Source organism: Caproicibacterium argilliputei, assembly GCF_029211325.2.
Classification (GTDB): Bacteria; Bacillota; Clostridia; order Oscillospirales; family Acutalibacteraceae; genus Caproicibacterium; species Caproicibacterium argilliputei.
This window is the reverse complement of the sequence record NZ_CP135996.1, coordinates 838,168-861,902: the sequence shown is the minus strand read 5'-3', so window position 1 is coordinate 861,902 and position 23,735 is coordinate 838,168. Positions and strand designations below refer to the sequence as shown.

Here is a 23,735-nt window from a genome sequence, read left to right as displayed (position 1 = left end):
CTCACCCCTCCCTTACTTAGACAGCGATACACTGTACAGCAGCCCGCAGGCGCGCACTGTTGCCGTAATGCTGAGGACAGATTTGTAAGCACCACCAACAAAGATTTTATTTGTGCACTCCTTGTCAGCAAAAATGTTGACATCCGCAAGACCAGCAGCTGTGATTTCTGCTACCAATTCATTAACCTTGTTTTCAATGCTGTCAGTGTCGATTTGAATAAGCAGTACCTCCATTTTTCTTCCACTGCTGTCCTGCTGCATACTTTCAGACACCTGAGTCGCCTCGATAACTGTTGCATCTGCAAACTTCACATACTTGATTTCCGCCATAATAATCAGTTCTCCTTTGCAAGTATATTGAGCATATCAAGCTCATTTTTATCGATAATCCGCAGCGCCCATGTTTCAGGTACGTTGTTGCGAAATACCTTGTTTTCTTTGTGCTTTTGATATTTTTTGTTCCAGAAGTACACATTTGCCAGCACACGGGCTTTGTGCATCTCGCAAATGTACGTTGCCCTGTGGTTTGCTGTACCGAACTCCTGATAATTGTAAGCACTGCACCATGCGCACCCCTGCCCGATTGGGCAATTAAAACAATCTTCTGTACTCTGGCTGCGGCGGGTAATGCACCGCAAACAATTTACACAGTCCTTCTGCTTTTGCGTTGCCATGATGCCATCCTGAACAGTCCCAATAACCATTGGCGGTTGTGCATTGCCCAAGCTACTCTCCATGTAGCGTAAACATGGAAAAATATCGCCCTTATAGTCTGCCGCAATCATACAGCCAGTGCCACCGCACCAGTTGTCGTTGTCAGTTTCAGCCATTTTGTGTCCTAAGTTCTCTTCGAAAATTGACAGGTAAATATCATTTTCAAGATTATTGCCCAATAAAAAATCAGCAAGCTTTTTTAGTTGCTGATATAGGATTTTGGCGTGTTCTGCTGTCCAGCCTTTTTCAAAAACGCAATTCAAAAAGATTTGAGAATAACCTAAATTGACAAGATTTTCGGCGGCCATCGCTGTGTACTTGATATTTGCGGGGGCAAGTGTCATTTTGCTGCCCATCTCTCCGTGAAAATGAGAGCGAAAATGATTTACAGCTTTGATTGCCATATCATAGCTACCTGAACCATCCGGAAATACCCGACAGGCATCATGCAGTTCCTTACATCCATCAACAGAAATCGAAAAAGAGAGATGATTAAGGTGCTTCTTTATGTATCCCTGAACACGTGGGTCAAAATATAGCGTACCGTTTGAGCAAATCGAAAACATAAATTTAGTTGCCCACGGATGATGTTGCTTTACCACTTGTTCAATAAAGTAGTCTGAAATTTTTGAAATCAGGTCAATAGCAAGAAACGGTTCGCCGCCAATAAATTCGATGATAATGCCAGGAGAATTCTTGGTGTTGATGTATGCGTACCGGTCGGAAAGCAACATATCAATGAATTCTTTTGCCGTATTAAAATCCATCACATGGTGCTGCTTGTGCGTTTGATAACAGTAGGTACAGCACAAGTTACAGGCATCAGTTACCTGTAAAGTAACCGTCCGCGACAGCACCCTGCCATTACCTGACTTGATTTTCGCAGTTGGTGGAAATAGTCGTGCGATATAGTCTTGATACTGCTCAATTCTGTGGTACATTTACTACCACTTCCTTATTATAAAAATCGACTTCCCACTGAAAAGGCTTTCCTTTAATTTCTGGCAAGAGCTTAGGGATGACTTCTTTTGTCATTGTTTCTTTTGCGTGAGAATATTCAATGTATGCTTTTTGATTGTCTTTTTCCCACTGTTTGAAGGAATCAGATGTGGTATCAAAATTGTTGCCAAGCATATAAGCCACAATTTCTTTTGTTCTGCCGCACTCATACATGAGCGCTTCAAGATAGTTTAACAGGCTTTCTTCAACTTTCAACTTATATTGCATATTGGTTTTCCTTTCCAATTTAGGCCATTCCACCGCCATAACATCCGCCAGAACAACTTGTACAGCCTCGGGCACATCCCATACTGCATCCTGAATTGCAACCTGTGCCGCATGCACCGCATCCATTACCACAGCCAGAACAGCCAGAACAGCCGCCACAGGCACCTCCGCACGATCCCATACAAGTTGCACATTGATCGTTGCAGCTGCTAGAACATCCGGAACAGCTAGTGCAGTTTGTACAACCATTGCAAGTCCCAGTGCAACCATTACAACCATTACAAGTCCCAGAGCAAGACGAACACCCGCTGCACCCAGAACACGTTGTGCTGCACTGCGTGTGGCACAGGCCGGAACAGGATGCTGCACAGCCGGGACTAGTGGTTGTGGTCGTCATATTGGACAGGGCATTGACTACTTTCGTGAGCTTGTCATTGTCAAAGGTCGCCGGTACAACCTCCCCAGCGGCTGCGGACGGAAGCCCGCTAATAGGATTGACCGCATTGAGCGGCTGAATCACGGCATTGCCCTGTTGTGCCTTAACGGTATCCCCCGCAACCGGCGTTGTCTGGAACGCGTAGCTGCTACCGGCATAGGCAGTCATGCTGCCATAATAGCACCGGCGTTTCATTTCCTTGTCCACGCTGGCTTTCAGCGTGACAAGCTGACTCGCTGTTATCATAAAATCACCCCCATGTCGCAGGCACCGGCACCCACGAACTGCCATTGTAATATTTCATTTTGTTACTGTTTCCGGAGTCAATCCACAGCAGGCTACTGTCGCTCGGCGATGAGGACTGCCGCACATAGCCGCCCACAGTCGGCAGCTGCGCCTTGGGAATCTTCCCGGCGCTGTCCAGTGTCGGCACACCGTTCGCCGCACCTTTCTGCGTCAGTGGGATTGCCTTTCCCGCTGTCTGCCCGGCACTGTCCGCACTGCTTTTTGCCGCTTGCGCCAGCTGATGGTTGGCTTTCTGATTGTTCAGAATTTTTGTAATCAGCGGATTGAACACGTCACTGGCGCTGGCAGGGTCGTCGTTAAGCAGCGTGGGAATCGCTTCTGTATAAGTCGGATTGCTGTCCAGTGTATAATTGGGTCTGTCTGCCATTCGTCAGCCCTCCTTTAAAACTCCAGGTCGTGCGTGAATTCCATTTCTTCGTCGCTGTCCTTTTGCTTCGGCAGCATATGCCGAATAGCGTAAAGAACGTTATCCTCGGAAAATAAGCCGACCTCACTTAGCTTTTTGCCCGCAAGGTCAGCCATCGGAATCACCGCTGCAAACCGCACTGTAGTATCTACCGGAAAGGTCGGGTCTTCCACTTCATAGCGCCCCTCTTCCTTTTGCAGTGCCGTTTCCGCACCGCTCGGCGCAGTCGGATTTCCACTGGTATCCAGCCCGCCAGAGCCGACTGCCAGATATTTGACTTTTGGCACCGTAGAAAGCTTTCCTGCCAGCAACTGCGCCATGCGTGTGCGCAGCGCATTGGTCAGCACATTATTTTGACTTGCCATTATAAAACCTCCTCAACGACCCGTCCCGCATTCAGACGGCGCGCACTGTTCAAGTGATATGCGCCGTTGAGCGTCCAGATGGGGTTTGTAATTTTTCGAATTATTTTTGTTTGTACGGAAACAATTTGGTTGCTGTGTACTGCAGTATCCTTCGGCGTGCTCCGGAACGCTGTCTTTGAAAAACTATGCCACATGGGAACCGCGGTGAGCGCGGCAGAAAATCTGCTCTGCGAAGAAAATGCGGAACAGACAAAATCGGGCGCCGCCTGCACTTTCTGTGTACTGCGGCTGACATTCTGAATCGGATTGCTGAAAGCAGGAATTTTCTGGCAGTTGTATACGCGCAGCTTACTCGCCCGCAGCGCTAAAAGAAGCAGATTCCGTGATTGACACCCCACCTTTGCCGAAACGCCGGGATGATATGAGAGCAGGCTGGAAACCTGCATTTGTGCCAAAAGAAAATGCTCCCGCACTTCTTGATTTAGTACCCAGGAGCCGTCCAGACGCCGCATTCCGTTTAAGTACACAGGGTTCAAATGCCAGATGTTTACCTTGCTTTTGATACGCAGACGAACTGGCCGAAAGCAGACGGCAAAAAAGCTGCTGCCGGGGAACGGAATCACCGTGACAAAGTCCACACCTGCGGGCAGCAGTTGATTCAGCACTCGCTTCATTTCTTCTGTTGGCAGTGGGCAGTTCTCCAGAACTTCCTCGTTGCGCACACGCAGCACGGCTTTATGCGGATAACTGTTATCGTATACATAGAAGTCACTTGCCCCGCAGTTTAAAACATTTCGGACGCCGCCGGTAACACTTTCCCAAGTGCCGATGCCGCGGTTTCGCGCCATCTTCTGCTGAATCAGCACCCGGTACAAAGTATCGTCAGCGCTGCCGCGTGGCTGCCCGACTTCCGCGCCGTACAAATCCAAGGTTTTTCCGATTGCCTGCTGCAGATTCTGCGCCTGTAACACCGCCTGTATATCCGCCCGCAGAGCGTCTACAGCCTCCGCGTGCAGCGCAAGCAGTTTGTAATTATTTCCCCCAAAATCCTTGCGATAAGCATCCGGCAGGGCACGCACCAGTTTATCCGTCGGCATAGGCTTTCACCTCCACCGTGACATTGTCTTCCGGTAGCACTGCTGCCTGTGTCGGCGTGCAGAGCAGGTTGGTCGTCTGATAGGTGTTGCCATCCGCTGACAGCTGCAGTAGCGCCACATCCCGAACGCCAGGGATACCGGTTATCGGGCTGTACAGCCGTGTCAGAATTACGTCGTCACCATTGCCAAGCTCACCAACAGCAGTTGAGAGCGCTGCTTTCAGCTGTGCCTCACCATCTGCCGGGAAATTATCGTCTGTCAGTACGGACACTTTTGCATAAATCACTAGATTGGACACATGGGTAAAGCAAATGGACTGTGGATATCCGCTGTCGTCCTTAATAGACACCTCGGTGGCGCCATATGCCCGAATACCTACCGGCTTTGCTCGAAAAATCGCCGCGGCAATTGCATCGTCCAAAGAATCCGGTGCAAAGACGATACTCTCAAAGCAGCCCGGCGGCCGGCCGGAAGCGTCCGCTGCTTCACTTGCGTTCTCAATCACGGTGCAACTGCGAACGCCTGTCACCCGCAGCACCGCCGCACGAATGGCGTCAGCCGTGGTACTGCCGGAGCCAAGCAGCGCCGCGTGGTAGCGTGCCCGCAGTTCAGGGTCGGTTTCCTCCTCCTGCCCCGCCAAAATCAGCGCGACGTGCTGCACACTCTCCACATCAGCATCTGGATTCACAATCTCAGTGATTGCTCCAACCGGCACGTTGCCGGCTTTTCCAGTCTCCGAGGCATACACAGTCACAGATGCTTTCCCCGAATCATCCAGAGAAGCGCTGTCCTCTGTGTGAAACTCCACGCCGTTGCCGGAAACTAAGAAGCCGGCGGGAATTGTGTAACCCGGCGTGCCGGTAAACTCCACCTGCTGTTCTGCTGCTGTCGCGGGGTTGCGAAAGATTCCCGCCGTGGCCGCCACGCGGTTCAGGCTGTTCGCACGTGCGGTATTCGGAAAAATGCTGTTGTACACATTTTCCAGTTCCTCATACGCTTCTGCAAGGTCCTGCACGCCCAGCCGGATAAACTTGCCAAGCGGCGTTTTTTCATCGGTTTCGATATTGTCCCCGAACAGAACCTTTGCCCTGGAAATCTGCTGCGTCAACAAATCCGCATAAAGCGGCCGCTGAAACCCTTTTTCTGTGAGTGCCGCCATGGCATCACCCCTTTCTGAAAATGGACAGAAAAAATTCCCGACTGTTTCAGGCGGGAACACATAGACTATACCGTACGGAATTGCGAATTTCTTCTTGACATACGCAAAAGCGTACGTTATAATAAATTTACAAAGGAGGGGACGATATGGAAAACATCAACGTCACCAATGCGCGGAAAGATTTATATCAGCTCATCAACCGCACACAGGAAACACACGAGCCGGTGAAAATCACCGGCAAAACCGCCAATGCCGTCCTGCTTTCCGAAGAAGACTGGAACGCCATCGCGGAAACGCTGTATCTTTCCAACATTTCCGGCATGACAGACAGCATCCTCGCTGGAAAGAACGAACCGCTGGACGTGGGCACTAACGCGGAGGACCTGAACTGGGATGTATAAAGTCATATTAGCCAAACAGGCAGTCAAGGACTTCGAAAAGCTGAAAGCCGCACATCTGCTGCCAAAAGCAAAAGCGCTGGTAGAAATCCTGGCACAAAACCCATACCAAAATCCGCCGCCGTATGAAAAACTGGTAGGCAACCTAAAGGGCATTTACTCCCGCAGAATCAACATTCAGCACCGGTTGATTTACAATGTTCTGGAAGAACAAAAAACCGTTCATATTCTGCGGATGTGGACGCATTACGAATAGCCGTCCCCTCCCTGCCGGAGGGGATTTTTTAATATCGTGTATCACCTGTAACCGTCCCGCTGCTGCAAGTCGCCGAAAAGCGAATGCGCAATTTACGGTTTGCCGTCAATTCGTGTTCAAAGGAATCCAGTAAGAAACTTTCGTCCACCTGCCGCAAGCCCTCCAGCAGTTCACCGCGAATTGCTTCGTAATCTACCTGCTTTCCGCGCAAGGCGTGGAAGTCAATGCCCTCGTCCGGATTCAAGGCCCACTCGCCTTTGTTGGTACCCAAGACGGATTGGCAGGTTTGCCGGAGCAGTTCATTTCCGCCCGTCATCTGAATCCTGCCGTGTTCAATTTTTACATCACCGGTTTCGTCCAGTACAAAGCCTTTCATACCAGCACCCCCACAACCAGTGAATCCTTCTGCTGATGATGCCCGAGCGCCGGTACCTCTGAACGTCCGCGCCGGGCAGCGGTAATATCCCGCTCACAGGTCACGCACAGTACCAGGTCACCGGCGCCGAGCGGTGCCATGGTAATATGTTTTTCTGCCGTCAGATTTCCGGTAATGCTGCCTTCGCTGCACCGCGCTTTGCAGTACGGCGGATTCATGTATCGTAGTTTGTACCGTGCGTTCCAAAGTACGGGAATGTTTTGCAGCAGTGGTTGCTTGACAGCTGCGCTGCCCATCGGTTTTGAGAGCGTCAGCGGCTGCACAGACGCCGTTCCGGCGGTCTCATTAAAACTTACCACCCGACCTAAAAAAGCCGTGTGCAGGCGTAGAAGCGCCTGTTCCAGTTGTGTGTTTCCAATGCTCAATTCCTGCATTAAATCACCGTCATTTCTGTGAGAAAATCTGTACCGTTAAAACTGTGCTGCCCCTCCAATACATGGAACGTACCAGTCACGTCCTTGCTTTTGAGATTCACCCGCGCGCCGGTCATACAGCGGTGCTCCAGCAGACTGGTAATCTTGTACCCCTTTCGGGTTTCTTTGATTTCCTGATTGTCTGCCGTCTCGCTGATTTCGTCCTCAAAATATTCCGGGCTGCCAATCAACCCATGGTCTGTATCCATGTTAAACTGCAGGCCGGTATTGGCCGTACGCACGTCAATGGCATAAATGCTGCCGCGCTGAATGTAGGTGGACACACCGCAGATTTTTGCATACTGGTCGATACTGGACATCAACCCGCCATCTACTGTAACTGCATCCTTGTAAGTGTGGTCGCGGCGGATCTTAAATGCGGCAATCGGCAGGCCTGTTTTCTCCAACAGGGAGCGCAAGATATAGGAAGCCTTGCATCCCTTTTTAAAAGAGATATTTTTCACATCATGTTCTTTCAGTTTGGGGTTGTCCACAGCGGTAACCGTTGTCTTAACATCCACGCCATCATGCGCTGTTCGGACACTGGAAATGACCCCTGAAAAAATAATACCACGGTCTGTGCCGTAGCCCGCCGTTAAAGAAATATCCCTCCCCAGTGTGAACTGCCCGCGCGTAGTTTTGCTGAGATTGTAAATGGTAAACGTCGCTTCGTTCGCAGTTGTGTTATCGTCAAACGGCACCTCAAACTCGAAGTCCAGATTCGGGTACTCCACCTTAGCCGCTCCGCAGAGAATCCACGTACTGATATGGAAAAGCCCCGGTGGAATACTCACCGGGGTTACTGCAATTTTTTTGCTCAACTGCTCCAACGACTGAATCATGTGGCTTGCTTTGTCAGGCGCTGTTTTAGCGGCCACTTTGATGTACTGGCTGTCCATCCTATCAGTCCCCCTCATCGTCAATTGTCAGGAATACGGTTTTCCCAAAGTTGTCCCAAGTCACCGCGCTTTCGTGCCCGGATTCGTCAAGCGGCACAAGGTCAATCACCGGAAATTTCCCGGCACGATAAACATCGCGGAACAGCGGAGAACCATAAATCAGCGGCTCTCCGGCACATAGCAGCGCACCGGTGCTGTCATAAAGACTCACGGTAAACAAATCCACCCCGCGGTTGTAATCCACTGAAACCGTAAACGGCTGACCAGCCAGTGTGATGTCAAACTGATACGGTATCAGGTCTTTGTCAATTTCAATTCTGTCCCGCATACGCTCACTTCCTGTTTCCAATCCAGATTTTCACGCCGTTCTGCATGGTGCGGGCATCCATTTTTCGGCTGAACGCCTTTGGATTGTTTTTCATGACATCGTTCGGCGTGAAACCATACTTTTTATACGGCGCGTTCGGCGCCTGTAGCAGCGCCCAAAGCGTGTCGCCTGCCTTGGTGGTATAATACACTTTCTGACTGGCGCTGTTGGTTTTCTTCTGCTGTGTTCCGGTGCTTTTTCGTGTGGATGACGAGGTATAGGCGCTTTTGGCAATCCGTGCTTCCTGCAGGGTGATATCGAATTTGTACCCACCTACAATTTTGCTGCTCTGCGCGGTGTTGAATTTTGTAATCCACATCCGGCTGTAGCTGTAAACCCCGTGGTAAGCAACCACCGTGCCCGCGTTTTTCCACGCCTCGATACGCTGCAGCTTGTCCACAGCATCCGTTCCGACAATTTCGCCGGTCAGATTCAGCACCGTAGCGCTGCGGCGAATGTTATCCGATACATCAATCCCGCTTTCCACCGGATGACTGGTTACTTCGGCAGTACGCTCCGCCTGTTCGCCTTCGCTGTCTATCCAGATTTCCAGACCGCCCAGTGTTGCCATTTACATCACCTCACACTTCCATCGCCGCCGGGTTGCGGCGGTCCCTGCTTTCCAGCACTGACTGAATGGCGTCCGAAACCCACTTTTTCACCTTGCGCTCCTGCTCTCGGTCGCTTGCCGTATTGGATGCAAAGTTTGCCTGAAACACTGGTGCATAAACACTGTGATCGTTGTAGGTACGCCCTCCCGCAGACGGGTACAGCGGCACATAAGAGGTTTGCGGCTCCCTGACCTTTAGGCTTGTCGGTGAAGCTACACTTGCAGCGCCGAGCATCTGCCCCGCCTGGTGCCAGAGATTTACCGCGCGCTCGTGGTGCGTTTCCAAAGGAATTACCATTTCTTTGCGGTTCTGTTCAGCAACTTGGTACAATTGATGCCGCTGTACCAAGCCGCCTGCGGCTTTAGGCTTTGCTATGCCAGCCGAAAGTTCCGGGGCCTGCGCGGGTCCCATGGTGCGAATCTTGCCGTCACTACCTTTCCACGATGTTCCGACAGATGAGATATAGACAGTCTGCGTTGCTGGATGATTCGCAAAATAGTCCTGTACCTCTTTATTCAATGATTGTACTGAAGCCAAAAGGTTGGATGAATTCATAGTAGGAGAGGGGAGCGTAGCGTGTTGCAGATAATTTTGCATTTCAGCGGTCGCTTTTTCAGCTACCGATTTTGAATTTAAAATCTTGGCGAGATTTGGCGAACTCAATAGCTTTTCAAGCATTGCACTGTCCATTTCTTTAAATGCTTGGTTCGCTTTGCCTTTTGCAGTGTAAACCAAAGTGCCATTAGCTCCAAATTTCAAGCCCATTTCTTTCATGAGCGCTGTGCCCGCTTCGCCACCGGTTTCAATCAGGGTAGAAAGCAGTGCCGGCTTTTCAGAATCCGCAGCCGTACCGATGGTAGAGAGCAGCTGTACTGCTTGATTTTGCACTGCCGGCTTTGACTCCGAAAGATTCGTAATCAGTCCCTTTGGCACGCTTATGCCCACAGAAGATAAGTAAGACTTAAGTTGACTGGAAGAAGCCTGAACGCCACTCTGCACCGACTGAAACAAACTGACCGCTGCCTGCTGTGCTGCGGGGCTTTTCTGTGCCAAAGAAGAAATGAGTCCAGCCGGTAAAGCAATGCCCACAGATTTTGTCAAGCTTTTCAGTTCGTTTGCCCCAAGCTGCGCGCCAGTATAAAGTCTCCCAAACAAATTGACTGCTTCACTTTGCTTAGCAGCACTGTTCATATTCGCAATTAAATCGGTGATGGACTTCGGCAAATTGGCATTCAAATTGGTAAATAACGTTTTCAAGTCATCGGATTTCAGTTTCACATTTTGACTCAAGGACGCCAATTCCTTGACAACCTGCATCTGCTTATTCGAATCTGCTGTCTTAGAAATGCCCTGTGACAAGCCTGTAAATTTGCCCATGTTCATGCCTGAAAGCAAGCTTTGTGTCTGTGACTTGTTCAGTGCCTGCCCACCAAGCATATCCGTAAGGGATGTCATGGATGTTTTCTGGTTAGCGCTGTCTTTAAGCCCCGCCACCTGTTTGGACAAAGAATCCGGTAAATCTTTGCTGAATCCTTTGAAAAAGGTTTCGATTTGTGATTGGTCGAGGTGCGTGCCGCCCTCTAAGTCCATCATGATTTTTGAAACTTCGCGCTGCACCGCCGGTTCCTGCTTTGCCAGCCCGTCAGCCAAAGCCTTCGGGATGGACAGCCCCATGTCTGTGTACAGCGAAACAATCTGGTTTGAATCCAGGCCATAGCCCTCTTGGAGCGTACTCAGCAGGTCTTTTACTTGATAGGCAACATCCGTCCCCTTGTCATTGATGGCTTTTGCCAATGTATCCGGAACCTGAAAGCCTGTTTCCTGTAGCATTTTTTTAACGGCGTCAAGCTGGGACGGTTCGGGCGTAACTTTTTGAATCAGTCCTTTGCCCGCTTCATAAACAAGTCCGTACTCATTTTTCAGTGCATCGGACAACTCTTTTGGAATTTCTTCTCCGGCTTTTGCCATTGATTCATATACTTTTCGAGTAGCACTTGAACTGTTTATTTTTCCAGCCAACAAGTCAAATTGATGCGTTATATCGCCAGAAGCTGCTTGCAATTCATAAGTTTTTTGCATACTCTGCATGAAAGCGGTTGGAGGAACTTTGCCCTCATCAATCCATGCTTGTTTTGTCTTTTCCATCTCATCAGTTTGAGGTTTTGCCGATTCGACCATTTTCTTCAAGCCATCTCGCGCCTCGGAACTAATACCGCTATAAGCAGATTTCACGACACTGCTTCCTGGAATAATACCACCTAAAAAGTCGGTAGAAAGCCCCGAGTCCAATGTACTACTAGCGGAGCTGAGTTCAGACTTGTACTTATCCGCAAGTGGTTCCATGGTAATAGAATAGTTTTTCATCTGCAGGTCGGCCTTGCGCTGGTTCAGGCTGTCCTGCGCAGATTTCACAAGGCTATCATAATCCTTTTGCGTAATGGCCCCGTTCGCGAGCTGCATATCCAGTTCGGATACTACAACTTTGAGGGAATCGTCCGCTTTGCTCAGTGCGTCTGTTGTTTGCTTGCCAATCTCTGTAGTCAAATTTTTGAAGCTGTCCGCCGTCAGCCCACCGGCAGAGGCTGTCACAGACAGTGCTTTCAGCTTCGCCGTGTATTCCTGATTCGCGGCCTTAGTCACCATGCCCTGCATACTCGTCTGCAAAGCCTGAATGCCGCCGATTTCGTCTGCGGTGACAACCCCGTCTTTCAGTGCATCTGCGACCGTACTCTTCAGGTCATCACCCAGCTTCTGCATCTGTGTCTGCTGTGCAGAGTAAAAACCGTCTGTCAGGCTCGCCAGCTTGGAAGTATCTGTGCTGCCGGGCATCATAATCGCGTCAATCGCCAAATTGGCGGTATAGTGCTTCTGCTCCAGATACTTCACGGCATTCTCCGCCAGACTGTCCGCGGACTCTTTAAAGCTACTCTGATCGTCGCTGGAAAGTTTCAGGCCCATGTTGACTTTCCACTCGGACTTCTCCATCTCTGCCGCGGCGGTATCTACGCTCTTTTTAAAACCGTCAATTTTGCTCTTCGCGTCGCTGACAGCATCCAGTTTGATCGTCCACGGTGTGGAGGAAAGCTTTTTGGCAGCATCCGCACATTCCTCCGCAGACAGCGTAATATCGCCGAACCGCTTTGCCAAATCTGCTTTGACCGCTTCATCCCGCGCGTGCTTTACTCCAAGCGCAATAGCCACTCCGGCGGCAATTGCAAGCGGCGCAATGATTTTCAGTGGGCCGGGAATTAAGCTGAGTGCGGCGGACAGACCGGTACTCGCCTTCCCCACACCCGCTATGCTCTCTGTCGCGGCAGCTGCACCTTTTGACAAACCTGCCTTGCCCAGCAGAGAAGTCACTTTGCCAATGGCGGTAGCAGTACCGCCCACTGCTTTTATGACAGGCCCTGCTGCCGCAGCGACACCTGCAATTTTCAAAATCGTGCCCTGCGTATTAGAATCCAGCTTGGCAAAATCATTTGCCAGCTCGGTAACTTTGTCTGCGGCCTCCTTAATGGACGGTGCCAGCATTTTCTGTACCGTAATCGCAGCCGTTTCCAGCGAGCCCGTCATTTGCTCAATGCTGCTCTTGGTATTGTCCTGCATGGTTTTTGCCATTTCATCCGCAGCACCGTTGGAATTTTGCAGGGAGGTTGTCATCTGATCCAGGCTACTCTTGCCGTCTTTGAGCAGTACCTGCATCCCGGAGAGGGACTCTGTGCCCATAATCGTGGCAATAACCTGGTCACGTTGCTTATTAGACAGATTAGCAGTTTTGCTGCTCAGCTCTCCGACAATCTGTGACAAGGGCTTCATCTTACCCTGCGCGTCATAAGCCGAAAAGCCAATGGATTTCATGGATTTTGCCGCAACGTCAGACGGATTCATAAGATTCGTCAGCGCACCACGCAGCGTGGTACCAGCCTGTTCCCCTTTGACGCCAGCATTCGACATCAAGCCAATGGCAGCGGTGACAGATTCGAGCGACCAGCCTGCGCTTTGCGCGACCGGCGCAATGTACTTCATGGCAAGACCGGTGTCCGCCACTGCTGCATTGGTATCGGCAGCATTTTTGGCGAGTACGTCCGCGACGTGTCCCGCTTGATTGGCGGCTAGCCCAAAGCCGCGCAGGGTAGATGCGGCGATATCCGCACTGTTTGCCAAATCCTCGCCGCTAGACGCTGCAAGGTTAAGCATGCCAGGCATAGCTTCTGTAATCTCATTGACCGTAAAGCCGGCCGAAGCCAAATTTTCCATGCCGGTTGCAGCTTCGCTGGAACTGAACGCTGTTTGTGCGCCCAGGTCAACTGCCTGCTGGGAGAGCTTCTGAAACTGATTCCCCGTTGCGCCGGAAATTGCCTTGACGCGGCTCATTTCCGCTTCAAAATCATTGCCGACTTTTACAGCGGCTGTTGCGACGCCAAGAATCGGAGCTGTGATTCCCAGCGACAGTTTGCCGCCGAGGTTACTCGCTCCCTTGCCAAAGGACTGCAGCTTTTTCCCGGCGCTCGACAGCTTTGAGGACAGTGTTTCTACATTGCTGCTCAGTTTTTTAACACCGCTGCCTGCGGCACTGGCTGCCGGGGAAATAGCCCCTAAGCCGTTTTTTGCGGCTGCACCCGTACCGCTGAATTTCTGCGACAAGCTCTGTGCCTGGCTGCCCATACGGGCAAACTGCCGGTCGGCCTTTGAAACGGAGCTTGTAACCCCGCTGCCGAGCTTGTCTACCTGTTGCGAGAGGGACTGCAGGCTCTCGCCGTCCGCCTCGTAGCTAATTTTTACAACATCCTCACGAACAACGTTCTTCCCCATGCTTACCCCTCCCTACTTTGATTGCGCAACTCCTGCAGGCAATCCAGAGCCGCGTTTGCTTCGTCAATCTCGGCCGGCGTCATTTGATTCCATACCGTGTTATAGTCCAATCCACCGTCAAAAATCAACCGCCAGTACGCCAAATGATTGTTAGCTCTTTGTTTTAACTTCCTCTGCGGAAGTATCGGGACGAAAGCCGCCGTTCATAACCTGCAGGCCCCAAACAATCACTTCGTTCAGCGCCCGGGTGGTATCGAAATCATCCGGTGTTAAACCGTGCGGGTCCACAATGACGTTTTCCAGAATGTAGTCCGCCATCTTTTCGTTGCTGGTAATATCGGTACCGTCAAGGTTCCAGCTGTCCTGCGCTTTCAGCGCTGCACTCACGCCGTTAAACTGTGCAGTGTAGGTCTTTCCGCCAAATTCTTTTTTGACCTGATACGGTTTGACTGCCATATAAAATTACCTCCATTTGAATATAAAAAATACCGCCCAAAAGCGGCTCTGTTAATCGGTCGATTCGACTACATAGTCAAAAACAGTGAATACAAACGACCGGGCTTCCGCTTTGGAAGCGTTCTTCACATCCGGAAACTTTGTCAGCATAGCCTGCTGCCCGCCGAAGCGTTCTTTGATGGATTTGTTAACCGCCCATACGGGCACTGCCTCATGCGATGCGGCCAGCCCCAACAGGTACGCATACTGCGGACAGCCGACCTGCACGGAAAGCGTTACCTTTCCGAGATTGTTATTAGAAACATTTGCAACCACATCCCCCTGCGCGCCGACCTCCGGGTCAATCGCATCTTCGTTCTTTTCACCGGAAATCATATCGTCACCAAAGCCGGTAATCAATATGCCGCCGACTGTGACGGTACTGTCTTTCGGGTCATATACAGTGTACATTCTCGTCCCTCCTCTTAAATAATAATGCTGCCGTTTACGTCAGCGCTATGGATTGCGCCCAGCAAACTGAAGCTGAACCGCCCGAGCGAATAGTGCCGGTTGGCCCGCTCCGCAGCGCTGGTCTGCGACAGCTTTCCATACTGCACCGTGTAGGCGGGCTTTCCGTCATCGCCGGTGGCGATAATCAGATTGCCGTCCCCATAGCAGTCTTTCATAACGCCGACGCAGGCAGCTTCCAACTGCGCAATGCCATTGTCGTTGTACGGCACCTTGTCCGACTGATTGAGAATCTTCTGGCTGTCGTGCTGAATCCGGTAAATAATGTAGTCCTTACCGTCTACAATGTCGATGTACTCGCCGCCAATGGTTTTCCCCTCAGTTGTCACGTTGTCGCCCGCCTTGGTAACAAAAGTCAGACAGCCTTTATCCTGCACAGACTGCACCATAGTGTCGTCCAACTCTAGTGGTTGCAAATTATCCAAAATCAAGTTCTTGCAGGTGTAAGTGCCCGGCTGCTTCTGCGCAATCTTACCAACCAGCGCTGCAGTGGCGTAAACGCCCTTCTGTGGATAATAAAACCCGACTGTACGATCCCGTGCAATCTGTGCAGGCTGACCGTCCTGAATGCCTGAATAGGCTGCCTCCGGCACCGTGTTCAAGTCGCGCACCGTTGCAAAATACATCCGGTCAGTTGCTTCAACAACATCTGAAAGTTCCTCCACGGTACTTTCCCCATCGGCTCCCTCCGTCGGCACAACCAGCTGCCGCCAATCCTTCCCCAGCAGGTTTGGAATTTCCTCCGCGCTTTTTCCGGTCACGGCACGCACCGCAATTTTAAAGCGCTCTGTACTCTGTGCCAGCATCAACGCCGCCGCCGTATAAATCACGCTGTTTACGCCGCAGACTGCACGCACTTCGTCCAGATCCAGACATTCCGTGTAGGGAATTTCTTGATCCTGCCCTCCAGCCAGAATCAGCGGGATACCAAACCCCGACTTCCCGACTGCCTTTACCAAGGAGAGCTGCACTTTAATATCACTGGATGTCACGTTCCCGGCGCTTACCGCGCCGACAGCGGACGCGCCGACTTTTGCAGTTCCCACTTTTGTATCTGCCATAATTGGCCTCCTTCTCAAATGGTATCAATCGTTCCGTTAATCTCTGTCACGCTCTGCTTCGTGTAATATCGCAGCAGGAACGTCACGTCAAAACCTTTTCGGTATTCGTACTCGATGGAAAGCAGATTGTCCCGGTTTCCGATGCTTCCCACGCGCTGCACCGCAATTTCATTTTGCTTCAAGTAAAAATGCCCTGCTTCTGTGTCAAACCACTGGAAAGCGTCCATCGCCAGCTGCAGCGCCTGCATATCATCAGCCGCCTGCACCGTAAAGCTCCACACCTGCGGCAAGTCGATAAATTGCCGGCCATCCTCCCCGGTCGCCCATGTTCCGCCGGATTGTACCGGTGTGGTAATCGTGTAGGACACATACGGATACGGTGGTACCGGTGCCGTCTGGTTCGAACGGATGACCGGGCATTTCAGATATACCTGCAAACCGTCCGCAACAGCTGCTTCAATTTCCCGCAGACTTTTCAAACTTGCTCACCCGCCTTAAAACATATGCATACACGTCCGCATAGGCGCTCCAGTCAACATCCTGTTCCACACTGTAGGTGTGCCCCTGATACCCCACTTTCGCTCCGTCCAGTGCATCCGGCAGCGGACGGTACAAATACAGCTGCCTATCCTGTGTGGTATAGGTGCCGCCGGACTGATAGACACGCTGCTCCGAAAGCGGCATAATGGCTCCCTGCAGTTTCACCGGTTCCGGCGGCGCGCCCGGCACCCACTGACCGCCCTTGTAACTGCCGCCGGCGACAGCACCCTGAAAGGTAAATACATCCGCATACTTCTTGATGAGTCGGGCAAAGTCAAACAGTTTTGCCATTACTTCACTTCACCTCATAGCTAATCGACTCAATCATGCTGCCGGTGTCCACCAGAGGATTGCTGCTGCCCTTGCGCTCAGTGGTCATGCGGCTGTCCGGCGGGCTGGAAAGATCACGCGCGTACTTCTTGATTTTTGTCGCCAGTTCTAAGCCAATTCCCTGCAAAAACAGTTCGACCGGCATTGTACCGCCAAGGGTATTGCCCAATGCATCTTCGTACACGTCCACGACATCCTCAGCATATTCGTCAAAACCAGCCCGCAGGAAGGAGCGCTCCGGGATGACTATCTCTGTAGTTGTCTTTTTCAGCGGATAGCCATTGCGCGCAAACCAGGCACGCATTTTCTCTGTCACTTTGATGTGGCAGCCGTACTCATGAATCCCTGCAAGCCACGCATTTTCCCCTTTGGAGCTGACTTCAACGGAGCGGTCGTTTAAATTTTTCACAGCCGCTTCCATTTTGGGAAAGTCGTTTTTCACAGTCTTCCAAACTACCGGCATGGCCGCCACCTACCTTTTGCGGATACAAAATGTACATCTGCCTTTAAATTCGTACCCAGTAGTTCCGCAGCATACTGCGCCAACAAATCGCTTTTGGATGCTGTGTCAAAACTCTGGGACAGGTTCGTTCCCGCACCGCCGCCGATGGTTTCAGCCGTCACGCCTGCACTAAGCTGCATGACCTCCAGATATTTCAGCACAAATAGCTTTGCACTGGCCGGTAGGCCTTGCGGATTCTCCACGTCGAGCGTAGTATGCTCTGCAATCCACCCCAGCGCTGCGTCTGTCATCAGCAGCGTTTCCGGCTGCTCGTCCGGGAGCGGAATGCCTGCAGCGCTCCACTCATCCGCAGTCATGCGCTTGCCAGCAGCCCCGCTGCCCGCAGATTCGCCAGCAGCGCGTTGACGGTTGTACGCAGGGCATCCGCATCGGCACCCTCTGCAACGTCTGCAACTGCGGCAGCAGGGGTAATCGTTGCGTCTTTCCCATCCTTGCCGTCTTTACCGTCAGCGCCTGCAGCCCCCTGGGGCCCTGTCAGCGTAGAAAGTGCTACCAGCGTTTTAAAAGTGCCGCCGTTATCCGTGGATACCTGAATCTCGGTGCCGTTACTTTGCAGCTGCGGCGTTACGCCGTCCTTGCCGGCCTCGCCAGTGTCGCCTTTCGGGCCCTGCGGGCCGATCTGCTCATTGCTGACGCCCTGCTCCAGTTTATTCAGCCGGTCAGCAGTGATGATATCGCCATTCTTCCAATCCGTAGGTGTGTAAGCCATGATAAAAGTCCTCCTTTAATTAAACAGTAATCGTTGCACATACCAGCCCGTTCGGGTTCGGAAGAACCGGAATGAATAAGCCAGATGCTTTTGTCCATGTTGCGACCGGGTCTGCCGTTTTCCAGCGGGACAGAGTAATAAACTGCTTTGCAGACTTTTCGCTGTACGGACCACTAACTTCTTCCTCCGGCGTGACACCCCAAAGGCCGGTGCCAACGGTACCGTTGTTTTCGGGTGCAAAAAGTGTCAGCGCATTTTCCGCAAAGAAACGCTTGCTGGTACGTTTGCCGTTCTTATCGGGACTTGTAGAATACCGTTCATCATCCACCGTAAGTGTCAGACCACCAAACATCGCGGACAGCAGCTCATTGACCTGTTGCGCTGACGTAAACACGCCAACGCCCGCGGTGCCATGGATTGCTTTCTGGATATTCGCATTTTTCTGGATTGCCCTCATGATTTTCGTGGACGTCACACCCTTGCTAAGAGCCTGCCCCTTGTCTGCTCCCAGGTCAATCCATGTTTGCAGGATGCCAAGAATATCCGCATCCGCATTAGACCAGTCTGCAGTAACTACATTTGCTTTCGGCACACCATAGTCCATCGCCAGATTGACGCCGTTTTCATTGACGGTCACTTTGCCGGTCTGGAGCGCTTCCATCTTCATGGCTTCCGTGCGGGCTTTTACGGTTTCCGCCAAATTCCCCATATCGTCGAACAGGCTGTCAATCAGAGCCGTTTCCTTTACACCATGATCCAGCAGCAAACGCATCCGTTCGGAGAGGTTCAACTTCTCTTTAATCAGCAACTTTTCAACGGTCATGTGTTCCAGATTCTTTCGGCTGCCGATTGCCGCTTCGGTATCAAAACCGTGCACCATCGCAAGCGTCGGCAGGTTCGGCTCATCCGCCAAGCGGAAATATTCCGCCTGCAGGTGTTCCGTTTTCACATCCGGAAACAGCGTGTCACCGGTGTAACTGCGGGCAACGCTGAAATTCTGCGAAAAATCCAGCAAATCCTTGTCTGTGATTGCTTCCATCAAATTCATAATTATTTCCCTCCAGTCGAACTGCTCCCGCTTGTAGTACCTCCTGAAGCAGTCATATCATCAAAATATAACCCCTGCGCCTGCAAAGCAGTAACAGCCGCTGCGCTGGGCACGGTCGGGAGCATATTCCCCAGCAGGTGGCCGGAGGTAATCATGGAACCAATGCGGTCCCCGTCTGTCACGTCCTCATCCTGCAGCAAAACGCCTTTGGCCGTCGCATCATTGGCGGGTAAAATCGTACCGCCCGCCACATACTTCCGGCTGCCGTCCTGTACACCGAGTGCCGCCGGTACCTGGCACGTTTTTGTAATCAGCCCAACTTCACCGCCAAGGAAGTTTGGGGCTGTTGTGGTGGATTCAGAACTGAAATATCCACCGGTTGCTGTGTCTGCCATATTACTTGCCTCCTAAATGTAATTTCTGCGCATACCGCTGCGCCGCGCGAACGCCGAGTCCGGAAGCACCGGCAGTGCTACTGCTTCCCTCGCCGGGTGTACGGCCGTTTGCCTTAAAGAGTTTGTCAGTTAGCTCCTTATCGTGCTGTTTGAGCCATACGCTGACCGCCTTAATGCGCGTGTCAATGCCGCCCTGGTCCTGCGGTGCACCGCCAGTAATCAAATCCACCAGTTTCAGCGAATTTTCACTGCCATCGTCCAACCCTGCTTTTTTGAGTGCCTGCACAGTGTAGAAGCGGTTTTCTGACTCCCGAAGCTTGCTTTCCCGCTCAGTCAGTTCCTCGTCTTTCCGCTTCCGGTCATCTTCCCGCAGTTCCTCGTCAGACAGGTGCGCCCGGCGCAGCTTGTCTAATTCCTCCCGGAGTGTTTTGTTTTCCTCCGCGGACTGCCGCGCCAGTTTTTCCGCCGCGGTAAGGCGGGTACTGATAGCAGCGGAGTCGTCCTGCCCTTTACTGTCCGCAGGTTTATCCGTTTCTTTTGCCGCGGGCGGTGCCTGCTCCAAAGTGGCTGCGGGCTCTATTCCTGCCGCCTGTGCGGCCGCTGTTTCTTCTGCCATTAAAAACTACCTCCTTGTTAAAAATTTGCATGGCAAAGGAGCCTTTTAGCGTCTTGCTCAGGACGTTTTGGGTATAAAAATACCGCCGGGCTGCTGCCGGGCGGCTTACGGAATTATATCAGCGACACCCTTTGCAAGGTTTGCTGCTTTTTTCATCAAACTGTTTTCCTGCAGATATTCAAGACCTTTCAATGTAATTCGCGGGTTGGACACTGAAACGAGCACCTCATTATCCAAAGACCTCGAAACATGAACCCCTTTCACATAGCCCTCATCTGAAAGCATCTCCATCAGGTTGCACCACCGTGCTTCGCTGATTTTTAAACTTTCAGCTGAAATTGTGGAGGAATCGAATTCTTCTACATCCATGGCTTTTTCTAAGATGCGCAGGATTTTATAGAGAATACGAAAATTGTCCATTAGCATTCCTTTCTTACATCAGGGCTGCGTATTTTGCGTTTTCTTCCTTCCCAATTCTAAGGAATTCTTCAAAGGCTTTTTTAATCTCCGGCGGAGCCGACTCTATAATTCCCGGCTTATTCTTCGCGTAATATGGTCTGCACATCTCCGCCAAAATTTTTTCTCTATCTGTATATAGACGCATATTATCACTCCTTCAAAAGTTGCTTCACGCGGTATTCCGTATAGGGCTCCGCAAAATTGTCTCGCGAATACTCATTTGATGCGTACATACTAATCTCATCAATATTATAGCCTGATTCTTTCAGCTTTTCAAGCGCCTTGCGTGCTTTTTCATTGACGTATTCTATGTACTTTTGGTAATCGACTATTTCACCGTGTACTTTCCTATAAGCCTCGGCATCCTGCCAATGAATCAGTTCATGCAAGATGGTGCTGCATGGATTTTCAGGGCAAGCCATGCTTTTCTGAAGTTTCAACAGTGCCTCTGCGTCGCAGGTTTCTTCGGTCATATACAGTACATTTTTAACGGGACTATATGCCGCAACCGCCGTAGTCTGCATTTCCGCATTGGAAATCACATAAATGGGTGGCAATTTCGTTTGATTGGAAACACGCAGCGCTTTTGCCGCTTTCTCCGCATACCGGTCAAGCGTGTGCAGTTGCTTTGGCTTTAACTGAACTTCTTTAGAAAGGAATACTTCGTTGCGCGCAGAGGTGACTTGTTGTAAAGAAATCGTCCTTGCGCCGCGCCGCACATCCACTAAATTTTCTGTATCAACCGTAACGGGCCTGTACAATTGAACGCCGCTTTCCATGTTGTCCGACCGCTCACCCTCCGCATTCTCCAACTTTTTGAGGTTGTACTCCAAGAAGCACCGGCAGTTAATATCCTGCCCGGCGACGCCGCTCTGCCCCGGGGCTTTTGTGGTAACGCCGCCGCCCAAGTCAAAGGATTGGTCAACCGGAACCGTCACACCCTCCATCTTCTGATGGTTGTACGGCCCGCGAATGACGGTCACCCAATGCTTGCCGCGCCTGTAGCGGTGCTGCGGGCGCACACGTTCATCCAGCATCGTGCGCCAGGTCTTGGCCATGCCGTACCCGACCTGCTGTGCTGACTCGTGAACCTCCTCGGCAGCATCATGAAACCCGGCTTCCCGCACCCGATGCGTTTCTGTGCGGACAATGCGCACTGCCTTTTGGTAGTCGCCATCCACTTCCCCCGCAACCCGCCGTGCCATGGTTGTGTAAGTGTCACCCTGTGTCAGCCCGATGCCGATTTGCTGCTTGATGCCGTAAATTACATCCTGCCGGTGCTTCTGTAAGCGCGTGGTAAGTGTCAAACCGGAAATCGGGTTGTTTACCGCCTGCTTCACAACTTCCGGTGTAACACCGCGCAGACCTTGCAAAGCGGTATGTAACTGCTGACCGTCGACAGACTGCTTCACCGCGTCCTGCATGCCCTGCCAACACAGCGAATAGGTATCTTCCACGACTTTCTGAATACTCTGCGCAGCCGGTTCGGTGTGCTGCACCACTAACCTCTCCACATCCTCAATAAAGTGGGCGAACTCGCCTTTCTGCTGCAAGATTGCATAATCCAGCTTGTCATCCTCCGCCAGCTTTTCATAGCGTTCCCCCAAAAAAGCGCGCAGGTCCTTCAGCAAATCCCGGTAAGTACGGCGTATCTCCTGTTCGGAACCCTTTTCACGGTGTTCTGCGATCCGACGCACCTGCGTTAGCAGCTTCTGCAGCTCGCCCATCGTCGGTCGTGCCATCCTCTGTCACCTGCCCATCCTCTGCATCCAGCGGCGGAATGTCGTCTTTTTCCGCGTCAATTTCCTGCATGACCTCATCCACATCGTCAATCTCCGGGAATGCAAGGCTGTATGCCACACGCTTCGGCAGACCGGCGGCAATCATCTGCTGTGCCGCCTGTGCTTCGCTGAGTAAATCCAGTGGAAAATTGCGGCTGAACTTGAGATCAACCTCCAACGGGTCCAGCGTAAGGTGCCGCTTTGCCCATGCCGTGGACAGGCAGCGGAACAGGTAAGTAGCCGCGCTCTGCATCTTCGCCTGAAACATTCCGCACTTGGTTTCTAAGCCGGTCAACCGAAATTTCAACGCAATGCCGGAGGCCGTGCCGAACGCCTCATCATTGAGGTTCGGCGTCTTGGAAAAACGGTAGATGTTGTCCTCTACCCGGTCCAGATGTTCCTTTGCCAGCGTATTGTCGCCATCTTTGGTCAGAAAGTAAACCTTGCCGCCATCCTTCGACCGCGTGATGATGGTGCCGGAATTCTGCGCGCGCTCGATGTCCTTATCGCCTGCCTGCACGTTGTCCCAAACCATATAGGCGCTTGCAAAGCTCTCCACATCATTGCTCTGGTCGGAAAGGGAACGGTCGTAGTCGTCAATCAGCGGTAGAACCTTTTCGGCATCGCCCAGCATCTCCAGATTGTTCGGGACTCCTTGCAGCGGGCAGCGCTCAAACAGATTTGCCGCCTGCTTTGCTGGGAGTTCTGTTTCTTCCAGCGCGCCAAGCTGCCCCTCAAACACCTGCAGCGGGCCGGCACTGTAAAACTCTGCATGCAGCTTTGTGCTGCCGTTCAAATCCGTGACCGGATAATACCAGACGGCGTAATCCGGCTGCGTCATGTCGCCGGTACGGGACAGAATCGCCGCTTGGAATGGCTTGACACACCGTACCCGTTCCTGCCCATCTGTGTCATAATACAGCAGACGACCGGCGTAACCACAGACCGTGGCAAACTTCGTCAGTTCCATATCCACATCGGGAAAATTGTTGAGCGCCACAAAGTCCGAAAGCGCCTTTGCAATTTCCTCAACCGCTTCTTCGCCGCCGGTGTCCTCTGTGCTGTCCTTGCTGCGGTTGTAGCTGTATGCAATGGGTTTTCCAGCAAAATATCCAATTTTAAAGTCGCAGATTTCCCCGAAAAAGTCGTTGCTGATACGGTTGTTGATGGCTGTTTCATCCTCTGCAAAGCGGGGCTGCCGGTTAAAAATCGGCACATGACCGTCCAGAACCTCGTATCTTCTGTACAAAGCAGTCATGCGTTCCCGACAGTCTTTGTGCCGCTCAATAATCCGGCTCACCAGTTCCGGTGTTGCCCCCTGCTCATCCAAGGCACGAATCTCCGCACCAAAGTCCGGGTACAGTTCCGACTCTTTGCGCACCGGAATGCTTTTGCTGTTCAAATCCTC

30 protein-coding genes are annotated in these 23,735 nt (G+C 51.7%); 2 read left to right on the top strand and 28 right to left on the bottom strand.

All coding sequences use genetic code 11. The features are described from left to right. Positions 1–12: 12 nt before the first annotated feature. The 7 genes from PXC00_RS04110 to PXC00_RS04080 form a co-directional block, all read right to left on the bottom strand. On the bottom strand, positions 13–330 hold the full coding sequence (locus PXC00_RS04110; RefSeq protein ID WP_275846598.1) for a hypothetical protein: 318 nt from the start codon (positions 328–330) through the stop codon (positions 13–15). Positions 331–335: 5 nt separating this feature from the next. Continuing rightward, a complete protein-coding gene (locus PXC00_RS04105; RefSeq protein WP_275846596.1) occupies positions 336–1,655 on the bottom strand; it encodes a radical SAM peptide maturase, CXXX-repeat target family in 1,320 nt (439 codons plus the stop codon). Continuing rightward, a complete protein-coding gene (locus tag PXC00_RS04100; RefSeq protein ID WP_316935102.1) occupies positions 1,639–2,220 on the bottom strand; it encodes a hypothetical protein in 582 nt (193 codons plus the stop codon). The genes PXC00_RS04105 and PXC00_RS04100 overlap by 17 nt, the downstream gene beginning before the upstream one ends. Positions 2,221–2,627: 407 nt before the next feature. Further along, positions 2,628–3,050 carry a hypothetical protein gene (locus PXC00_RS04095; RefSeq protein ID WP_316935101.1) on the bottom strand — a complete coding sequence of 141 codons (423 nt, stop codon included), beginning with the start codon at positions 3,048–3,050 and terminating at the stop codon, positions 2,628–2,630. 14 nt (positions 3,051–3,064) lie between these two features. Next, on the bottom strand, positions 3,065–3,454 hold the full coding sequence (locus PXC00_RS04090; protein ID WP_275846590.1) for a phage tail-collar fiber domain-containing protein: 390 nt from the start codon (positions 3,452–3,454) through the stop codon (positions 3,065–3,067). Continuing rightward, positions 3,454–4,551, bottom strand: a complete 1,098-nt coding sequence (locus PXC00_RS04085; protein WP_316935100.1) for a hypothetical protein — start codon at positions 4,549–4,551, stop codon at positions 3,454–3,456. The genes PXC00_RS04090 and PXC00_RS04085 overlap by 1 nt, the downstream gene beginning before the upstream one ends. Next, positions 4,538–5,710 (bottom strand): baseplate J/gp47 family protein, encoded by a 1,173-nt coding sequence (locus PXC00_RS04080; RefSeq protein ID WP_316935071.1) that lies wholly within the window; start codon positions 5,708–5,710, stop codon positions 4,538–4,540. Before PXC00_RS04080 ends, PXC00_RS04085 begins: the two co-directional genes overlap by 14 nt. A 146-nt stretch (positions 5,711–5,856) precedes the next feature. Between PXC00_RS04080 and PXC00_RS04075 the strand changes: the two genes are divergently transcribed. Together PXC00_RS04075 and PXC00_RS04070 are read left to right on the top strand one after the other, a co-directional pair. Further along, positions 5,857–6,111: a type II toxin-antitoxin system Phd/YefM family antitoxin gene (locus tag PXC00_RS04075; RefSeq protein ID WP_275847099.1), complete on the top strand. Its 255-nt coding sequence runs from the start codon at positions 5,857–5,859 to the stop codon at positions 6,109–6,111. After that, positions 6,104–6,364, top strand: coding sequence for a Txe/YoeB family addiction module toxin (locus PXC00_RS04070; protein ID WP_275847092.1), 261 nt, complete (start codon positions 6,104–6,106; stop codon positions 6,362–6,364). The genes PXC00_RS04075 and PXC00_RS04070 overlap by 8 nt, the downstream gene beginning before the upstream one ends. A gap of 28 nt (positions 6,365–6,392) precedes the next feature. Here PXC00_RS04070 and PXC00_RS04065 read toward each other — a convergent pair whose 3' ends face one another. The 21 genes from PXC00_RS04065 to PXC00_RS03965 all read right to left on the bottom strand — a co-directional run bounded on the left by PXC00_RS04065 (position 6,393) and on the right by PXC00_RS03965 (position 23,729). Next, the gene (locus tag PXC00_RS04065) at positions 6,393–6,740 is read right to left on the bottom strand and encodes a hypothetical protein (RefSeq protein WP_316935099.1); all 348 of its coding nucleotides are present in this window, start codon (positions 6,738–6,740) and stop codon (positions 6,393–6,395) included. Further along, on the bottom strand, positions 6,737–7,174 hold the full coding sequence (locus PXC00_RS04060; RefSeq protein WP_316935068.1) for a hypothetical protein: 438 nt from the start codon (positions 7,172–7,174) through the stop codon (positions 6,737–6,739). The genes PXC00_RS04065 and PXC00_RS04060 overlap by 4 nt, the downstream gene beginning before the upstream one ends. Beyond that, positions 7,174–8,112, bottom strand: coding sequence for a phage protein (locus PXC00_RS04055; RefSeq protein WP_316935098.1), 939 nt, complete (start codon positions 8,110–8,112; stop codon positions 7,174–7,176). The genes PXC00_RS04060 and PXC00_RS04055 overlap by 1 nt, the downstream gene beginning before the upstream one ends. Positions 8,113–8,116: 4 nt before the next feature. Continuing rightward, a complete protein-coding gene (locus tag PXC00_RS04050) occupies positions 8,117–8,440 on the bottom strand; it encodes a phage baseplate plug family protein (protein WP_275846924.1) in 324 nt (107 codons plus the stop codon). Between the two features lie 4 nt (positions 8,441–8,444). Next, positions 8,445–9,050: a phage baseplate protein gene (locus tag PXC00_RS04045; protein WP_275846926.1), complete on the bottom strand. Its 606-nt coding sequence runs from the start codon at positions 9,048–9,050 to the stop codon at positions 8,445–8,447. Between the two features lie 10 nt (positions 9,051–9,060). Next, positions 9,061–13,902 carry a phage tail tape measure protein gene (locus PXC00_RS04040; protein WP_275846928.1) on the bottom strand — a complete coding sequence of 1,614 codons (4,842 nt, stop codon included), beginning with the start codon at positions 13,900–13,902 and terminating at the stop codon, positions 9,061–9,063. A gap of 2 nt (positions 13,903–13,904) precedes the next feature. Next, complete coding sequence (locus PXC00_RS04035) at positions 13,905–14,045, bottom strand: hypothetical protein (protein WP_275846930.1); 141 nt, start codon at positions 14,043–14,045, stop codon at positions 13,905–13,907. 7 nt (positions 14,046–14,052) lie between these two features. Then, positions 14,053–14,358: a hypothetical protein gene (locus PXC00_RS04030; RefSeq protein WP_275846932.1), complete on the bottom strand. Its 306-nt coding sequence runs from the start codon at positions 14,356–14,358 to the stop codon at positions 14,053–14,055. Between the two features lie 51 nt (positions 14,359–14,409). Continuing rightward, on the bottom strand, positions 14,410–14,808 hold the full coding sequence (locus tag PXC00_RS04025) for a phage structural protein (RefSeq protein WP_275846934.1): 399 nt from the start codon (positions 14,806–14,808) through the stop codon (positions 14,410–14,412). 14 nt (positions 14,809–14,822) lie between these two features. Continuing rightward, the gene (locus PXC00_RS04020) at positions 14,823–15,926 is read right to left on the bottom strand and encodes a DUF3383 family protein (RefSeq protein WP_275846936.1); all 1,104 of its coding nucleotides are present in this window, start codon (positions 15,924–15,926) and stop codon (positions 14,823–14,825) included. A gap of 14 nt (positions 15,927–15,940) precedes the next feature. Then, positions 15,941–16,405, bottom strand: a complete 465-nt coding sequence (locus PXC00_RS04015; protein ID WP_275846938.1) for a phage neck terminator protein — start codon at positions 16,403–16,405, stop codon at positions 15,941–15,943. After that, positions 16,383–16,757, bottom strand: a complete 375-nt coding sequence (locus PXC00_RS04010; protein ID WP_275846940.1) for a hypothetical protein — start codon at positions 16,755–16,757, stop codon at positions 16,383–16,385. Before PXC00_RS04010 ends, PXC00_RS04015 begins: the two co-directional genes overlap by 23 nt. Positions 16,758–16,761: 4 nt before the next feature. After that, positions 16,762–17,259 carry a hypothetical protein gene (locus PXC00_RS04005; protein ID WP_275846942.1) on the bottom strand — a complete coding sequence of 166 codons (498 nt, stop codon included), beginning with the start codon at positions 17,257–17,259 and terminating at the stop codon, positions 16,762–16,764. Beyond that, on the bottom strand, positions 17,250–17,615 hold the full coding sequence (locus PXC00_RS04000) for a hypothetical protein (protein WP_275846944.1): 366 nt from the start codon (positions 17,613–17,615) through the stop codon (positions 17,250–17,252). The genes PXC00_RS04005 and PXC00_RS04000 overlap by 10 nt, the downstream gene beginning before the upstream one ends. Further along, a complete protein-coding gene (locus PXC00_RS03995; RefSeq protein WP_275846946.1) occupies positions 17,612–18,028 on the bottom strand; it encodes a hypothetical protein in 417 nt (138 codons plus the stop codon). The genes PXC00_RS04000 and PXC00_RS03995 overlap by 4 nt, the downstream gene beginning before the upstream one ends. Before the next feature lie 19 nt (positions 18,029–18,047). Continuing rightward, positions 18,048–19,076 (bottom strand): major capsid protein, encoded by a 1,029-nt coding sequence (locus PXC00_RS03990; protein WP_316935097.1) that lies wholly within the window; start codon positions 19,074–19,076, stop codon positions 18,048–18,050. A 2-nt stretch (positions 19,077–19,078) separates the two neighbouring features. Then, complete coding sequence (locus tag PXC00_RS03985) at positions 19,079–19,471, bottom strand: hypothetical protein (protein WP_316935096.1); 393 nt, start codon at positions 19,469–19,471, stop codon at positions 19,079–19,081. Position 19,472: 1 nt separating this feature from the next. Further along, the gene (locus tag PXC00_RS03980) at positions 19,473–20,087 is read right to left on the bottom strand and encodes a hypothetical protein (RefSeq protein ID WP_316935064.1); all 615 of its coding nucleotides are present in this window, start codon (positions 20,085–20,087) and stop codon (positions 19,473–19,475) included. A gap of 105 nt (positions 20,088–20,192) precedes the next feature. After that, positions 20,193–20,507, bottom strand: coding sequence for a YjcQ family protein (locus tag PXC00_RS03975; protein ID WP_275847160.1), 315 nt, complete (start codon positions 20,505–20,507; stop codon positions 20,193–20,195). 188 nt (positions 20,508–20,695) lie between these two features. Further along, positions 20,696–22,288, bottom strand: a complete 1,593-nt coding sequence (locus PXC00_RS03970; protein ID WP_316935095.1) for a phage minor head protein — start codon at positions 22,286–22,288, stop codon at positions 20,696–20,698. Next, entirely contained in the window at positions 22,218–23,729 is a 1,512-nt protein-coding gene (locus PXC00_RS03965) for a phage portal protein (protein ID WP_316935094.1), read from the bottom strand. Before PXC00_RS03965 ends, PXC00_RS03970 begins: the two co-directional genes overlap by 71 nt. Between the last annotated feature and the right edge of the window lie 6 nt (positions 23,730–23,735).

Coding starts and splice junctions, on each gene's coding strand:
- PXC00_RS04070 (WP_275847092.1), top strand. CDS start 6,104: ATGTATAAAGTCATATTAGCCAAACAGGCAGTCAAGGACTTCGAAAAG.
- PXC00_RS03970 (WP_316935095.1), bottom strand. CDS start 22,288: ATGGCACGACCGACGATGGGCGAGCTGCAGAAGCTGCTAACGCAGGTG.
- PXC00_RS04040 (WP_275846928.1), bottom strand. CDS start 13,902: ATGGGGAAGAACGTTGTTCGTGAGGATGTTGTAAAAATTAGCTACGAG.
- PXC00_RS03985 (WP_316935096.1), bottom strand. CDS start 19,471: ATGGCAGACACAGCAACCGGTGGATATTTCAGTTCTGAATCCACCACA.
- PXC00_RS04050 (WP_275846924.1), bottom strand. CDS start 8,440: ATGCGGGACAGAATTGAAATTGACAAAGACCTGATACCGTATCAGTTT.
- PXC00_RS04080 (WP_316935071.1), bottom strand. CDS start 5,710: ATGGCGGCACTCACAGAAAAAGGGTTTCAGCGGCCGCTTTATGCGGAT.
- PXC00_RS03990 (WP_316935097.1), bottom strand. CDS start 19,076: ATGAATTTGATGGAAGCAATCACAGACAAGGATTTGCTGGATTTTTCG.
- PXC00_RS04060 (WP_316935068.1), bottom strand. CDS start 7,174: ATGCAGGAATTGAGCATTGGAAACACACAACTGGAACAGGCGCTTCTA.
- PXC00_RS04005 (WP_275846942.1), bottom strand. CDS start 17,259: ATGCCGGTAGTTTGGAAGACTGTGAAAAACGACTTTCCCAAAATGGAA.
- PXC00_RS03975 (WP_275847160.1), bottom strand. CDS start 20,507: ATGGACAATTTTCGTATTCTCTATAAAATCCTGCGCATCTTAGAAAAA.
- PXC00_RS04065 (WP_316935099.1), bottom strand. CDS start 6,740: ATGAAAGGCTTTGTACTGGACGAAACCGGTGATGTAAAAATTGAACAC.
- PXC00_RS04100 (WP_316935102.1), bottom strand. CDS start 2,220: ATGGTTGTAATGGTTGCACTGGGACTTGCAATGGTTGTACAAACTGCA.
- PXC00_RS04025 (WP_275846934.1), bottom strand. CDS start 14,808: ATGTACACTGTATATGACCCGAAAGACAGTACCGTCACAGTCGGCGGC.
- PXC00_RS04020 (WP_275846936.1), bottom strand. CDS start 15,926: ATGGCAGATACAAAAGTGGGAACTGCAAAAGTCGGCGCGTCCGCTGTC.
- PXC00_RS03980 (WP_316935064.1), bottom strand. CDS start 20,087: ATGGCAGAAGAAACAGCGGCCGCACAGGCGGCAGGAATAGAGCCCGCA.
- PXC00_RS03995 (WP_275846946.1), bottom strand. CDS start 18,028: ATGGCTTACACACCTACGGATTGGAAGAATGGCGATATCATCACTGCT.
- PXC00_RS04075 (WP_275847099.1), top strand. CDS start 5,857: ATGGAAAACATCAACGTCACCAATGCGCGGAAAGATTTATATCAGCTC.
- PXC00_RS04090 (WP_275846590.1), bottom strand. CDS start 3,454: ATGGCAAGTCAAAATAATGTGCTGACCAATGCGCTGCGCACACGCATG.
- PXC00_RS04055 (WP_316935098.1), bottom strand. CDS start 8,112: ATGGACAGCCAGTACATCAAAGTGGCCGCTAAAACAGCGCCTGACAAA.
- PXC00_RS04085 (WP_316935100.1), bottom strand. CDS start 4,551: ATGCCGACGGATAAACTGGTGCGTGCCCTGCCGGATGCTTATCGCAAG.
- PXC00_RS04030 (WP_275846932.1), bottom strand. CDS start 14,358: ATGGCAGTCAAACCGTATCAGGTCAAAAAAGAATTTGGCGGAAAGACC.
- PXC00_RS04010 (WP_275846940.1), bottom strand. CDS start 16,757: ATGGCAAAACTGTTTGACTTTGCCCGACTCATCAAGAAGTATGCGGAT.
- PXC00_RS04110 (WP_275846598.1), bottom strand. CDS start 330: ATGGCGGAAATCAAGTATGTGAAGTTTGCAGATGCAACAGTTATCGAG.
- PXC00_RS04045 (WP_275846926.1), bottom strand. CDS start 9,050: ATGGCAACACTGGGCGGTCTGGAAATCTGGATAGACAGCGAAGGCGAA.
- PXC00_RS04105 (WP_275846596.1), bottom strand. CDS start 1,655: ATGTACCACAGAATTGAGCAGTATCAAGACTATATCGCACGACTATTT.
- PXC00_RS04095 (WP_316935101.1), bottom strand. CDS start 3,050: ATGGCAGACAGACCCAATTATACACTGGACAGCAATCCGACTTATACA.
- PXC00_RS04000 (WP_275846944.1), bottom strand. CDS start 17,615: ATGACTGCGGATGAGTGGAGCGCTGCAGGCATTCCGCTCCCGGACGAG.